We start from the raw sequence: 14,785 nt of genomic DNA, 5'->3' as shown, positions 1-14,785 counted from the left end.
GTTGTGAGGGTCAATCCAAATCACGCCCCGAAAGTTTCGTGGAACGGTAGTCCAATGAGACAGAACGTATCAACTCCAAGTCCTTTTCTGAAACTCCTGCTGTATGCGCATGTTGGTATTCTTCTTCCATTGTTGTACCAAATAAACCAGGATCATCTGAGCCAATGGTGATTTTGACATCGTTTTGTAAAAACCGAGTGATAGGATGATCAATATGGGATTCTAACATTCCTATGTACAAATTCGAAGAAGGACAACATTCGATCACAACATTAGTTTTTGCTATTTTTGACATCGCATAGTTTTGGAAAGTGTGAAGGTATTGGGACTGTGTTTCATCAAAAGGAATGGTCAGTATTTCTGTATCAGGTTTTGATTTGATTTCTTTTCGTTTTAGTTCTAGTTCTTCTTTGGCGTAAAACGGACCATAGGTGGTAATTTCGTCATAGAACATCAGTTCGTGTTCTATTTGGTCTTTTGTTTCGGAAACAAGTTCTGTGCGTTCCTCTCCTAAAAAATAATCGGAATCAATACCAAGTGCAAGAGCATGTCCAAGTCGGTGTGCTCCATTTTCAGCTGATTCGATGATCCAACGTACTGCAGAAAATGGAGTTTTGTCTCGAAAACTTTCGCCTACGTGGTAGAGGATGGACAATGCAGTTTTGGGTTCTGCTTTGTTGTCTTTGTTGATCGAATGAAAAAAAGATTGTTTATCTTTTGGAGGAAATCCTTCTTCTATATGACAGAAGTCAATGCCAACAAGTCCATCCCGAATGAGAGTTTCTTTTTCCATCCAATTTTTCATCCAATCATAATGCCTTTCAAAATTTAAGTCTCTATGTAAAGACATCACAAGTTTTGCTTGGATTTGTTTTCCTGCTTTTTTTGCTGACTCTTCTCCTTTTTTCAAACCTTCAAGTGAAGCCATTAGTTTGGTATAAAAACTTTCTTTAGGTTCTTCTTTTCCAAACATCAATCGGTATTCTGCATAACTTATGTCTTCTAAACTATTTGAAAAAACGACATCATGAGAGACCTCTGTTATTTCCCTTTCATCAAACTTTACTAAGGCGATAATCAGATTAAACTTTGCTTGGAAATGCAAAAATGGAGCTTTTTCTTTAAAATGATACAGTTTCGAAAATTCTTTTATGTCTGCGTAATCATCAAAGAAGGTAGAGGGACGAATTTTAATTCCATAAGCTTTTTCATATGACTCTAAATATAGATGCCATCTTGGGTTAGGGTTATTTTTTCCAATTCGAAACAATGTTTCAGGGGGTAAACATCCATAAAGGTGGTTGTGTAGATCGATATACATATAAAAATGACAAAACTATGCTTCACAAAATTAGACGCATCTTGAAGCCAACTAGACTCAATCAGAAAATTCTTGGTTTAGCAATCCCTGTTTTTTTTGGAATGATCAGTTATACAGCCATTATGGTAGCGGATACTGCTATGGTAGGCAAGTTAGGGGAAGTGCCTCTTGCCTCCGTTGGATTTGGTGGTATGGTGTACTTTTCCATCTTTGCTTTTCTCATGGGTGGTTCCATGGCTGTTCAAATCATCGTAGCACGAAGATTTGGTGAGAAAAATGAAAGAGGGGTTGGAATTACCTTAGTCAATTCAATTTATTTATCATTAGTTTTGGGTTCTTTATTATCATATTTCGGATACATTTATGCTCCAAATTTAATGGCTTGGATTGGTGATGATCCAGAAGTGATCGAGGTTGCAGGAGTTTATTTATCCTATCGATTTGTCGGAACAGTTTTATTTTTTGTAGGATTCGCCTTACGCGGATTTTTTGACGGAATTGGTATTGTACAAGTTGGAATGATATCCTCAATTGTAGCTGCTGTTACAAATATCTTTTTTAACTGGTTACTCATATTCGGAAACTGGGGATTCCCTGCCATGGGAGTCAAAGGTGCAGCAATTGCATCTAGTTTGAGTTCTGTGCCTTCTCTTCTTGTTGTTGTATTTTATTTCTTTCGAAAGGACGTGATCAAGTTCTTTCGTTACCAAATATTTTCACCTAGTTACGAAATTTTAAAAGAACTTTGTGTGGTTGGTTTTGCACCTGCATTGGAAGGTACACTCGTAAACTTTGCATTCTCTGGTTTTTATAAAATCGCAGGAATGATCAGCACAACAACACTAGCTTCTGCAAGTGTTGTGTTAACTTGTCTTAGTTTGTCTTTTATGCCAGGTTTTTCATTTGGAATCGCAGCTACCACAATTCTTGGCCAAGCGATGGGCCAAGGGAAAATTCGTTTGGCTTATGAAGGAACAATGCGCTCTGCCACTTTCTCTGCCATTGTGATGGGAAGTATGGGGCTCTTTTTTATCTTAGGTGGGCCATGGCTCATCAGTTTATTTACTGATGTTCCTGCAGTCATGAAAGAAGCATACCCTGCATTGTGCATTGTGGCACTCATCCAAGTGGGTGATGCCTATCATATGGTTGTTGGTTCGGCACTTCGTAGTGCAGGGATGATGTATTATGTGATGTATGTTTATTTGATCGTCTCCTTTCTCATCATGTTACCTCTCGCTTATTTATTCGGGATTGTCCTAGCATGGGGAACGATTGGGATCTGGTCTGCGTTTTTTATTTGGATTTTACTCATGGCAGTGCTTTTTGTCGGAAAATTTCGTAGGAAGGAGTGGGTAAGTATACGAATTTAATAAGGTGAGGGAAGAATGAAACGAACAGAATTAGAACGACAAGCGATACAGAAATTTTTAAAGTCTGTGGAGCTTTTCAAAAAACTTCCCACATCTGTTTTGACTAGGCTTGCCAACAATGTCCAAGAAAAACTCATCCGTAGTCACGAAGCTCTCTATTACAAGGGAGAGTCTTCTGAATCCATCTACATCGTACGGTATGGAGAAATCCTTTTAGAAAATGTAGGTGGCCAGTCCCATGTCTATGTAGGTTCAGGCCAAGTTTTGGCTGAAAACTCACTCATCTCCAGCTCCAATCATTCTACATCCGCCATTGCTGTGATCGATACACTTGTGTATGTGTTAAACGGTAAATTATTTCTCCAACTTGCATCCCAAGAAAAAATCTTTGCCCAAAATATCATCCAAATGATGGGAACAAGGATGCGCGAAAATTTAGACCGATCCAATGCAAAAGATAAATTTACAGGCTTAAGAAGATTATGTGTTCATATTCCTTTAGAGCCGGAATACCATTTTGGAGAAAAGGTAAAAACCTTTTTAGATGAGTACGGAGAAGTCACTAAAAAACTTTCGGCTGCCATCCCGATTTCAACATTTAAGGGAATGGACCCCACTCAAATTTCTGAATACCTCACCAATTTAAGAAATAAAACACCACTTCTTCATATCTACTTTGACGAGTCCACTTCTCGAGTCGACTTACACTATTTAGTGGTTCAATCAGACTTTTTGGTATTTTGGGAAGATGAACCTGAAAAGTTTTACAAAGAAAAAGAAGAAATCATTCAGTTTTGGAAAAGTCGGATTCGTAATTTTGAAGGTCGTGCCATTCGTATGATGGAAAGTGGAGTGCGAAAAAGTTACCTTCCTCAAGACCAATCGCTCAAAACATTTTATCAAAAAGATACATTGGCACGTTACTTAGTTTCAAAAACGAGAGGACTTTCATTGGGTGGTGGAGGAGCAAGAGCACTTGCCCATGTGGGACTTCTTAAAGTCTTACATAGAGAAGGCATTCATTTTGATTTTGTTTCGGGTGCTTCCATGGGAGCTGTGATTGCTGCATTGTATGCAAGGAAAAATAGCCCAGAAGAAATCGAAGAGATGATAAAAAATTTCTTTGGTGGTCTTGAAAGTGCATTTGATCCAACACTTCCAGTGGTCGCTTTTTTTAAGGGCAAACGTATGAAACGAATGCTCAAAAAAGGATTTGGAGACCAAAGGATTGAAGAACTTCCACTTCCTTTTGCAACGTCTGCAGTCGATTTACAAACAGGAAAAGAACATATCTTTGACCAAGGTCCAATTACAGAAGCACTTACAAGTGCGATGAGTTTACCCGGAGCTTTCCCTCCTTACCGGCTCGGCGAAAAGTTGTTAGTCGATGGTGGAATGATCAATAATGTCCCTGAAAATCTCATCCGTTCCAAAGGTGCAGATGTTGTCATGGGAATTAACGTCTCTCCTTTACAGGAAATTGTCCCAGTGAAACTCTTTGAAGACCGAAATACCACTGAAAAAGGTTTTTTCCGTTATATTTGGGATACGTTAAAATACCCACCCATTTTACAGATCATGACGAGGACCATCACCTTAGAGGGTAGAGAGATCACTCGACTCAAACGTCCCAAGATGGATTTATTTGTTCATTTCCATTTAGAAGAATTTCAGTTATTTGATTTTGCTCGATACCAAGAAATCATCGATAAAGGAGAAAGAGAAGCAGAAGCAAACTTAGCCGAAATCAAACAATTGTTTTCGTAAGTTTGGATTTCCAATCCCACCTAACTAAAACGATTCGAATTGTTAGATCGGATTGGAAAATTGAAATGAAAGGTAATTTTAGGATCAAATTGAAGAAAGGATCTCCTTCTTTTTGGTTTCAAACTCTTCTGCACTGATGAGACCTTGGTCGAGTAAACCTTTCAGTTTGGCAATCCTTGCAGCTGGATCGTTTGCAGCAGGTGCTCCACCAGCTTGGTTTTGTCCACCCTGGTTCATCATATTGCCCATCATTTGGCCCATGTTCATTCCCATCCCCATGCCCATTCCAGCACCCATGGCACCACCACCTTGGCCTTCGTTTTCTGCAGCGGCTTGGCCAATATCGAACATTTTTTTCTGTTGGTACTTATCACCTAACATATCAATTTCAAATTTGTCTGTGATGATTTTTTGGATCCTTTGGTAGTTTGGATCGTTTTGGTCAAAGTTTACTGATGATACGTTAAATTCTGTAAGATCAATCCCATACTTTTCAAATTCTGGTGCAAGTTTCACTCGGCCAGCAGTCGAACTTTCATCTCGGTATTTATTGATTTCTACAACAGAAGTATTATTATTCAAAATAACTTCTGAAATAAAATCACCAATCCCACGTACGATATTTGGTTTTAGAAATTCATCAATGGCTTCATTCGTTGTCCGATTTCCACCTTTAACTACATTCAGCAAAAAAGACCTTGAATCTTTGATACGAAATTTATAATCACCAAATGCTCGTATATTGAGAACAATTTTATACTTTGGATCTTCAAGTGGAATCGGTGTAGTTGTTCCCCACTTTAGGGCCATAATGGATTTGTTTACATAATACACTTCTGCTGTAAAAGGAGTTTTCCCACCAAACGGAAGATTGACGAGAGCTTCCAAAATGGGGATATTCCCTGTTTTTAAGGTATGAGTTCCAGGTCCAAATGTATCTAAAGCTTTTCCTTCTTTGAAAAAAATTGCTTCTAGGTTTTCATCAACGACAAGTTGTCCCGCCGTGCTGATTTCATCAGATGGGTATTTCCAAACGATTTCACTTGGATTTCCTTCAAATTTAATTCTGTCTATTAGTGCCATGTTTTGTTCCTTATTTTATAATTTTAAAAAGATTGAGTTTCTTGCTTCGAATTGTGATTCAAAATCGAGTAAGAGTTTGTTGATCGATTCAATCGCTGCTTCTGGGTTTGTGGCAAATGAAGTTGGTAATGTTTCTAAAATTTCTTTTTGTAAAATTCCAACTTTTTCCAACATTGAAAAGTCGTGATTGAGAACCTTTTCAATTTCTGCTGAAGTCGCTTGCACACCTGTCCCAAGTCCATTCAGGCCATAACCTGCAGAAGTCACTTTCATGATGATACGATCCAGTAAGGTTGTGGCAGAATTGGTTTTACCGATGTTTTGGATTTGGGCTTTCTGAACAAAACCTTCTTCCAGTTTTCGAAAACTTTCTTTGAATGTTGTCAGTAAACCACCAAGTTCCTTTCGGATTAGTAAATCTGTTTTCTCAAACTCTTGGTTGGCAAGTGCCTCTTCAAATAGTTTTGTTTCCTTTAAAAACTTCCGAATCGGATCTTGTTCATTCTTAAACCGTTCTAATGTCGTTTTTAACCAAGTTTGGTCCATTTTATTCCTCTGCTCCATTTTCATCTAACATTTGTATGCTGTCGCAAGTGATATAATTAAAAATGACACTTTTTTCTGTTTGGTATTGTGCTTTCGGTAGAACTGATTTCCATTTTGCCATATCATACTCACAGTCATGTTTTTCACCTTTGGTTTCCCCACTGGATTCAACAAAATAAACCAAATACTTCTCTTCCTTTTTTCCAAGCCGTTCACAACCAATGGAAGTACTTGCACATTCTTTGATTTGTGGTGTTGGCCAATATGGTTCCTGTGTAGTGCCAAATCCTTTTGCTACTGCATTTCGATCGAAGGCCCATTTATCAATGCGGTAACTACAATGGTAATCATATACAGGTTCTTTTCGATACTTGGTTGTACAACTTTCACTTTCGGAAAAAGTACCATCACCTTTATCCGTACGAACCGTACGACAATCTTCCCCATCGGGTATACTATCATAACTACGGATTTGGCGACTTTTGGAAACACTATAGGCTCCCATCGGCATCGAATCACACCAATCTGATTCTGAAACTGGTTTGAATTGGTCAATCGCAATGGTGCGGGACCACTCATGGTGAGTGACTTGCAGTTCGACTTTTTCTGTCCATAAGATACCCAAACATACAAAACCGATTCCACCGAACAAAATAGAACCGAGCATCCAAAGAACCCATTTAGGTGTTTTGGGATGTGGTTTGACCCATTCAGAATTTTGGAATGCCAAATCTTCTTTTGCTTTTTGGACAGAGTCTTCTGTGACACCATCGTGTTCAGAACGAAGTTTTACATTTTGGGCACCATCTAGTGAACCACCACAATTCCCACAAAAGGTTGCTTTGGCTCCATTCGCAGTTTGGCAAAAGGGACAAACTTTATCAGCACCATAATAGATATGGTCTTGGACGGCAACTTTGTCCTCTTCCTTTGGAAAGTACCTTCGATTTGGGTCTTGGGTGGCTCCACAATTAGGACAGTGCCTATGTGTTTTTCCCAGTAACTTTTTAGAACCGCAAAATTCGCAGTCCCAAAGCATTTCATAGATTTTTTCTTCTGCCATCGCAACCAAGGTTTATCCGCAAAAAATTGACTTTTGCAAGAAAAATATTTTCAATTCACAAAATCCAACATAGAATCTTTGCCATATGAGAATGGTATTCCTTCCAATCCGAAATTACTTTCTACTCATTCTATCCGTGTTGTTCCTCGTTGGATCTTTGAGTTATGTTTTTTCACGTTCAAAACAGAATGCAGTTCATCCATTGGATCAATTGTATCTTAAGTTATCACCTAATATAGAAAAGGCGGACAAAAAAACAATCTTCCGTCGATTATCTCTACATTTACGTGGAGTGATTCCAAATGTTTCGGAATGGAGTGAATTAGAAAATTCTAAAGAGGAAACATTAGAATCTTTTGTGGTTCGTTTTTTAAAACAGCCAGAATTTGCCGAATATTGGGGGAATCAATTTGCTGCCATGTTCCGTGATAAATCCAAAGGGAGAAAAATCCCAACAGGAACTTTTTTCCAATACTTAGCCAATTCCATTCATTCTAATAAACCATATGACCAATTGGTAACAGAGATGTTCCTTTCCACTGGTTCAGTGAAAGAATCTCCTGCCACCATCTTTTACATTCGTGATGGAGCAGATCCTTTACAAACAGCAGAGTATGTTGGTAGATTATTTTATGCAAAACGAGTGGCATGTGCAAGGTGCCATGACCATCCTTATATTTCCGATTTTACGAGAAGGGATTATTATGCACTCGCTGCTTTTTTTAGCCAACAATACTTTCGAGATGGTAGTTGGGAAGCCAATCGATATGGAAAATCAATCAGTTATGTTCCGAGAGAGTTAGAAGTTCATTTGCCAATGGAGGAACAAAAAAACCTCCAAGATAAAAATAATGAATGGAACCGAGACAATTGGAACAAATGGACCGACGAACAGAGGAAAGACTACCAAAAAAAACACGAACTTGAATATGCTACTTTGTATTTCGAACCTAAGTTGGGCCTTCGTTTCCCTCATTCTGATGATGCACCTGGAGGAGATCTGGTAAGACCTAAGTTTTTAGATGGTAAGGAAGCAAAGCTAAAACCAGGTGAGGATAGAAGAAAGGTTTTTGCGTCATGGTTAACCGACAAATCGAATGATAGGTTCCGAAAGGTAATCATTAACCATGTTTGGGCTGATCTTATGGGATGGAGTTTTTTTACACCACTTGATGATTGGAATGAAGATACAGTGGTCCAAGGAGAAGAAATTCTAAACCATTTGGATTCATACTTTTTAGCAAACAAACTAAAACTAAAAGAATTGGTATTGTACATCGTTACTTCCAATGCTTACATGCGTAGTGTCACAAACCAATCGGGAAAGGATGATCCAATCCAATTTTTTACTCCAAAACGATTGGACAGTGACCAACTCCTAAACTCTCTTATACGAGTTTCTGACTTACAAAAAGTAGGGAACATCAGAGAACGGAATCTTTCTTTTTTTACCAATCTCATGGGCCAAAAACCATATGATTTAACAGGTGTTGGTACCATTCGGATTCCTTTAGACAATCCAAAAGAAATCTCAAACGCAGTGGAAGTCGAAAGGCCTGCGCCTTATCATTCCATCCTTGCTGTCTTCGGTTCTGGTCAAAGAGTAGATATATCGGATGACATTTCTGAACTCACAATCGAACAGATGTTAACTTTAATGAATGGACGAGTGGTTGGCAAATTGGTTTGGGATTTTGGAACTAACCAATCCCTTGTAAAGGTCGAATTTGATCAGTCCAAATCGATGAATCTAGTGATTCAAAATTTGTACTTTCGATTGTTAGGACGTTTTCCAACAAAAGGGGAAATGGAAAAAATCAAAACCTACCAAACAAAACCTGATACAGTCTTTGACAAAGATTTATTACAAGATCTCTTTTGGGCTCTTTTAAATAGTCAAGAATTCCAACATATCAATTAAGGAACCATAATGGATCGCAAAGAATTTTTAAATAAAACAATGTTGAGTCTTGGAATGGGATCTTTTCTTTTTTCCCAAAATCCATTTGTTTCTCTTCGTGCTGATGAAGATGAAAAAGAACCTGAATCCATCACACTGCCATCAAAGGTAAAATCAGTTATCTTTATAGAGATGATGGGTGGGATGAGCCATGTGGATACCTTGGATCCAAAACCAAATAGTGCTTTTGCCAAAGTGCCTTCTAGTATCTCCGGTCTTTCCTTACTCGAACCGTTTTCTCTCACTGCAAAACAACTCCATTCGATAGGAATCATTCGCTCTACTTGGAGTGAAGATGGAGATCATGGATTTGCTCAAATGTTACTTGGAACTGGTTACCGAATGACAGAAGCGATGGGATTTCCCGACATTCCTCATTTTGGATCTGTGATTGCCTATGCCAAAAAATCAAAAGTTAAATCTTCGTATTTTCCAAGTTATGTGTCGATTGGTGGGAGAGGTGGCAAAAATGGGAATTCTGGATTTTTAGGAATCAACTATTCTGGTTATCATGTGGGGAATGTGGATGAACCCATCCAACATCTAAATCCTTCGTATGGTAAATTTTCGGATGAAAGGCTTTTAAGAAGAAAAGACTTAGTTTCCTTTATGAACGATGAATTTTCAAAAACATATCCATCGAAGGAAACAAAACATTGGAAAAAAATGTTAATGGCAGCAGAAGAATTTCGAAATTCAAAAGACATTGATAGTTTTCGAATTAGTTTAGAGGACGAAAAAACAAAAGCCCGATACGGAACCACCTGGCAAGGAAAAGCAATGTTACTCGCGAAACGCCTTGCCAAACAAGAAGTGCCCTTCATCCATATTTCGATTGGAGGTTGGGATACCCATACAGGTAACAAAGCACAAATCACAAAAATAATGAAAGAAACCGATATGGGAATTGCTGCTCTTCTCGAAGACCTAAACCAAACCGGCCTCATCAAACAAACGTTATTTGTTTTAACAAGTGAGTTTGGACGAACACCGGATGTTGGTTCGAGGGATGGACGTGATCACCATCCTAAAGTGTGGTCCACTCTTTTGGGAGGAGGTCCCATTGGCAAAGGATTTGTGTTTGGGGAAACAGATGAACTAGGTGCCAAACCAACAAAACCAAATGAAGCCGTCCATCTAAGGGATCTCATCACAACCATTTACAAAGCAAGTGGAGTGGACCCAGAGGGAGAACTTACCAATTCCTTTGGACGACCTTTTTTACTCACAACGAAAAAAGCCAAAATCATCGAAGACTTGTTTTGAACCAGTCCCCATTTTGGGCAGTTTTGTTTCCATCCTGCCCATTTCACAGGAACCTTCTCAAATTCGTTGAAAGTTTCCTTCGGTATCCCCTAAAACCAAAGGAAACATGGTTTGTTTTGGTGGGAAATTTGGGATTATTCGCCAGACTTTCTCCATTTTTCCTTTTCTTTCGAAAGAATTTTGAAAAACTGTTCACTGATCTATGAAAAAAGCACTTATCACGGGAATCACAGGCCAAGATGGTTCCTACCTAGCAGAACTCCTCTTACAAAAAGGATACGAAGTCCATGGTATCGTCCGCAGAACGAGTTTATTTAATCGGAACCGCATTGAACACCTCCATGGAAACCCAAAACTCCATTTACATTATGGGGATCTCACTGATTCTTCCAATCTCAATCGTATTCTTGAAAAAATCCAACCATCGGAAATATACAATTTAGCTGCTCAATCCCATGTTCAAGTGTCTTTCGAAGTACCTGAATACACAGCAGAAGTAGATGCGGTTGGAACATTAAGAATTTTAGATGCTATCAAACAAACAGGCATTAACTCAAGATTCTACCAAGCATCCACATCTGAATTATATGGACTTGTCCAAGAAGTTCCACAGACAGAAAAAACACCATTTTATCCAAGATCCCCATATGCAGTCGCAAAATTGTATGCATATTGGGCAGTTGTGAATTACAGAGAAGCGTACAATCTGCACGCATCAAATGGAATATTATTTAATCATGAATCTCCAAGACGTGGAGAAACATTTGTTACAAGAAAAATCACTCTCGGTGTTTCTGCGGTGAAAGCTGGCAAACTTCCTTTCATTACAATGGGTAATATTGATTCAAAACGTGACTGGGGTTATGCTCCTGACTACGTTGAAATGATGTGGATGATGTTACAAAAAGAGAAACCAGATGATTATGTTGTGGCTACCAATGAAACTCACACAGTTCGTGAATTCATTGAAGAGTCTTATAAAATTGCTGGTTATGAAGTGGTTTGGGAAGGAAAAGAAGATAACGAAATTGGAAAGGATAAAAAAACTGGCCAAGTCCTTGTCAAAATTGATCCAAAGTACTACCGACCAACGGAAGTAGAATTACTCATTGGAAATCCTGAGAAAGCAAAACGCCAATTAGGTTGGGAACCAAAAGTAAAGTTCAAAGAACTTGTAAAAATTATGATGGAAGCAGATTTAAAAGCACAAGGTTTCTAAACACAGACCACAAAGGTAGATCCTAAGAAAAATGAACAAATCTTAGGGTTTATCTCCGAGAGCTTTGTAACGATTGATAAATTCTTGATTCGGAATTTTGGGATGCCCCTCCCTTTGTAATTCGGGAAGTAACCCTTCCACAAAATACATTTGGATTTGACCTTTGTGTTTGGCAGGGATTTCCCCTCGGTATTCGCACTGGAAAAAATCCTTCACCAATGTATAGGTTTCAGCTGAAATATTGATTTTCCCTGTCATTCCAGAAGATTCACACCGACTTGCCGTATTGACTGTATCACTCCATACATCGTATGCGAATTTCTTATCACCAATCACACCAGCGATGAGTTCTCCTGAATGGATTCCAAGTCGAAGTTGCCAATAAGGTAATCCTTGCCCTTCTTTAATTTCCTTCATTTGGTTCATAAAGGCTTGGATTTCAAGTGCTGCAAGGACACAATCTACGGCATGTGTTTTGTTTGGTTTTGGTATTCCACCAACAAACATATAACTATCACCTATGGTTTTGAGTTTTTCCAAATTGTGGCGTTCCATAAGGCTATCAAAATAGGAAAAACATCGATCCAATTCTTCTACAAGTTCTGTAGGTGATAATGTCTCTGCAATTTTAGTAAATCCTTCAAAATCAGTAAAACAAACTGTGGCAGACTTAAAATGCTTTGGTTTACTCACGCCATTTTGTTTTAATTCTCGAGCAACATCTATTGGTAAAATATTTAACAATAAACTTTCAGATTTATGATTTTCTGCAATGAGTTTGTCTTCGGCTTGGTTGACAGCTTTTACAAATTGATTGATTAAAAGTATAAAAAAGTAAACAACCATAACGAGTGGAGGCATTAGATAATCAACTGGTACAACCCATTTTGGTGGACCATAAAGTCCTTCTCCGCCCATTACTCTATAATAATACATTGAACCTAAAAATAAAAATGATGACAAGCTAACAAAGAAAATACGAATATATTTGTTTTTTCTCGGAATCATGATAAAGGGGATAATTGAAAAAAGTAAAAATCCCAAGGGTGCTGGATCATCTGCTTGGAAATAAGTTAGCGATAGAATATGAAAATTACTTGTTAACAAAGTGATGATAGCACTCAGAGTAAATTTACTTCGATAGAGTAAAATACGAGCAATACCTAAAGGAATCACGAGTAAAAAGTAAGAAATAAAAGATGTGAGATGGGTCTCTTTTGGTTCCGTAAAGATGATGACGGGAATAAGAAGAGTAGGCAATAAAAACATTACCACTTGGAAGGTTGCATTCACTCGTAGCGCTCGGGCCGTTTCATCATTCAAACCTTTGGTGAGGTGTGCAAGTTGTACCTGGTATAAAAGTTTCTGAATGCGTCTGGACATAGGGATTGAATCAAAAACCAAACAGTAAGAAAATCAATTCAAAATGTGAAGTGAATCGTTAAGAAGTTGCTAAAAACGCAAACTTCCCCAATGGAATTCCAAACGATGATATGTGTTTGGAAGACCGAGTGGGGTTTTAAAAAAGAGTGGATTGTTGTGTGAATTAGATTCCAAAAAACTGATCTAACATCAATTTTTTCAGAGTTTCTTTTAACTTGTCTTGGATGTTTACAATTTTGACGGTCATTTTCTTTTCATCCGCTTTGTTCTTAAACGAAAGGAGACGAGAGATCCCGAGGGAACTCACGATGACAACTTTTTCCAAATCCAAATAAATCTCTTGGACATTCTTTTCCAAAATATCTGCCAAAATTTCCCGTAATTCGGGCGCATTTCCGTCCAGGATTTGATCCATAAAGCGAACACGGATCGTGTTTCCCTTTTCTTCCACTAATATCTTATCGCTCATATTTCCTTGGCCTCTAACATAAGTCAGGAGAAATCGTTTGGCAAGAAGTTATTTCAACTTCTTGAGCTTATTCTCCATATTAGCCTTTTTATGATAGAATTGGACGAGTTTTTCCAATTCTGCCATGTCGGAACAAACAATTTTTCCCATGTCCAATCGAATAAATTTATTATTTTTCATGATATCGGAAATGATCAGTTCGTCTTTAGGATCAGTGAGACCCACCATCTTCAGTAGGTCTTTGGTTCCAATCTCAAAATTATAGGCTTGTTTCGGCGCTACTTTGATTCGATTTTTTTCTGCCAGGGTCATAAGTGTGTCCACAATTCGACCTTGTGGGTCTTTGAGGAGTAGGTTTGCTAATTGTTTGTATGCAATCCAAATCCGTTCGGACAAAAGTGTGATGAGTCGAGTCGCAAGCTGAGGTTGCGCTTTTACCATACCTTCAAAGTTGGCTTTGTTAATCGCTAGGAGTTCCACATCACCCGCTGCTACCGCAGAAGCAGAACGTGGTTTATTATCTAAGATTGCCATCTCACCAAAAATGTCCCCAGCTTGGAGAACCGCGAGCATCACCTCGTTTTGGTTTACGATTTTTGAAATTTTTACCTTTCCACTTTGTAAGATGAAGAGTTCTTTACCTGGTTCATGTTCACAAAAGATCATTTCGCTATCTTTATAATTACGATTGAACTTTGTATAATCAATCGGAGCTGATTGGAAAGGTTGGTTTATGGTTTGTAATCGCAGTTTTGCCTGCGGTACAAATTGACCATTGGGAAGGTGTTTTAAATAACTTTGGTAAGCAAAAGTTGCGTGTGATGTATTTTGCTGTTGGAAATAATATTCCCCAATCTTAAAAAGTTCGTTTGGATCTTCTTCAACAGCATTTCGAAAGGATAACCTGGTGATTGTTGTATCAAATTGTCGTAACTTCATTGAGAAGAAACGAATGATATTCATCGCAACTGCAGTTGATTTTTGGATGAGAGTTCCAAATTGATCGTAACTAACAGAGATTAAAGATACATTGGTAAGGGAAGTCGCAGATTCAATCTGTGGGTGTTGGCTCATTGCAGCAACAACACCAAAAAAGTCACCAGGTCCTAAAACCTGATTGGGGTCCTCACCAACAACAGCTGTCTCACGAGTGACACGTACCTTCCCCTCACGGATGATATAGAAATTGTTCGCATCCTTTTTCCCCTCTACAATGATGTAGGAGTTCGCTGGGAAAGTAACCATTTGAAAAAACGACATTCTTAAATCTCTGGACCCTTTTTGCTCAACGTGCCTAGTTTATTATCGGAGATCCCTAGGGCAATATTTTCGTAA

Annotated in this window: 12 protein-coding genes; 5 read left to right on the top strand and 7 right to left on the bottom strand. The window is 38.4% G+C overall.

Features of this window, described 5'->3' with window-relative positions; translation table 11 throughout:
- Positions 1-10: 10 nt before the first annotated feature.
- Positions 11-1,321 carry an amidohydrolase family protein gene (locus tag ND855_RS15620; protein WP_135639576.1) on the bottom strand — a complete coding sequence of 437 codons (1,311 nt, stop codon included), beginning with the start codon at positions 1,319-1,321 and terminating at the stop codon, positions 11-13.
- A gap of 41 nt (positions 1,322-1,362) precedes the next feature.
- Here ND855_RS15620 and ND855_RS15615 point away from each other — a divergent pair, with 41 nt between their 5' ends.
- Entirely contained in the window at positions 1,363-2,694 is a 1,332-nt protein-coding gene (locus ND855_RS15615) for an MATE family efflux transporter (protein ID WP_246836530.1), read from the top strand.
- Between the two features lie 15 nt (positions 2,695-2,709).
- Positions 2,710-4,461, top strand: coding sequence for a patatin-like phospholipase family protein (locus ND855_RS15610; protein ID WP_135639574.1), 1,752 nt, complete (start codon positions 2,710-2,712; stop codon positions 4,459-4,461).
- A gap of 84 nt (positions 4,462-4,545) precedes the next feature.
- On the opposite strand, the gene ND855_RS15605 is transcribed toward ND855_RS15610, so the two are convergent.
- Genes ND855_RS15605 through ND855_RS15595 form a run of 3 tightly spaced genes read right to left on the bottom strand, consistent with a single transcriptional unit; the run spans position 4,546 to position 7,162 of the window.
- Entirely contained in the window at positions 4,546-5,544 is a 999-nt protein-coding gene (locus ND855_RS15605; RefSeq protein ID WP_135639573.1) for an SPFH domain-containing protein, read from the bottom strand.
- Between the two features lie 15 nt (positions 5,545-5,559).
- Positions 5,560-6,090 carry an LIMLP_15305 family protein gene (locus ND855_RS15600; RefSeq protein WP_265359090.1) on the bottom strand — a complete coding sequence of 177 codons (531 nt, stop codon included), beginning with the start codon at positions 6,088-6,090 and terminating at the stop codon, positions 5,560-5,562.
- 1 nt (position 6,091) lies between these two features.
- A complete protein-coding gene (locus ND855_RS15595; RefSeq protein WP_322113545.1) occupies positions 6,092-7,162 on the bottom strand; it encodes a zinc ribbon domain-containing protein in 1,071 nt (356 codons plus the stop codon).
- A gap of 76 nt (positions 7,163-7,238) precedes the next feature.
- Between ND855_RS15595 and ND855_RS15590 the strand changes: the two genes are divergently transcribed.
- The 3 genes from ND855_RS15590 to gmd all read left to right on the top strand — a co-directional run bounded on the left by ND855_RS15590 (position 7,239) and on the right by gmd (position 11,598).
- Complete coding sequence (locus tag ND855_RS15590) at positions 7,239-9,074, top strand: DUF1553 domain-containing protein (RefSeq protein WP_265359088.1); 1,836 nt, start codon at positions 7,239-7,241, stop codon at positions 9,072-9,074.
- A gap of 9 nt (positions 9,075-9,083) precedes the next feature.
- Positions 9,084-10,379, top strand: coding sequence for a DUF1501 domain-containing protein (locus ND855_RS15585; RefSeq protein WP_265359087.1), 1,296 nt, complete (start codon positions 9,084-9,086; stop codon positions 10,377-10,379).
- A 202-nt stretch (positions 10,380-10,581) separates the two neighbouring features.
- Positions 10,582-11,598: a GDP-mannose 4,6-dehydratase gene (gmd, locus tag ND855_RS15580; RefSeq protein ID WP_100725525.1), complete on the top strand. Its 1,017-nt coding sequence runs from the start codon at positions 10,582-10,584 to the stop codon at positions 11,596-11,598.
- 42 nt (positions 11,599-11,640) lie between these two features.
- Here the strand turns inward: gmd and ND855_RS15575 are convergent, their stop codons facing one another.
- The 3 genes from ND855_RS15575 to ND855_RS15565 all read right to left on the bottom strand — a co-directional run bounded on the left by ND855_RS15575 (position 11,641) and on the right by ND855_RS15565 (position 14,710).
- Positions 11,641-12,981, bottom strand: a complete 1,341-nt coding sequence (locus tag ND855_RS15575) for an adenylate/guanylate cyclase domain-containing protein (protein WP_265359086.1) — start codon at positions 12,979-12,981, stop codon at positions 11,641-11,643.
- Between the two features lie 163 nt (positions 12,982-13,144).
- Positions 13,145-13,450 carry an STAS domain-containing protein gene (locus ND855_RS15570; protein WP_012387201.1) on the bottom strand — a complete coding sequence of 102 codons (306 nt, stop codon included), beginning with the start codon at positions 13,448-13,450 and terminating at the stop codon, positions 13,145-13,147.
- A 48-nt stretch (positions 13,451-13,498) separates the two neighbouring features.
- Positions 13,499-14,710, bottom strand: a complete 1,212-nt coding sequence (locus tag ND855_RS15565) for a Crp/Fnr family transcriptional regulator (protein WP_100725524.1) — start codon at positions 14,708-14,710, stop codon at positions 13,499-13,501.
- Positions 14,711-14,785: the final 75 nt, after the last annotated feature.

The organism is Leptospira paudalimensis, assembly GCF_026151345.1.
Classification (GTDB): Bacteria; Spirochaetota; Leptospiria; order Leptospirales; family Leptospiraceae; genus Leptospira_A; species Leptospira_A paudalimensis.
The sequence above is the reverse complement of the archived record's forward strand: the minus strand, read 5'-3'. Positions and strand labels throughout refer to the sequence as shown.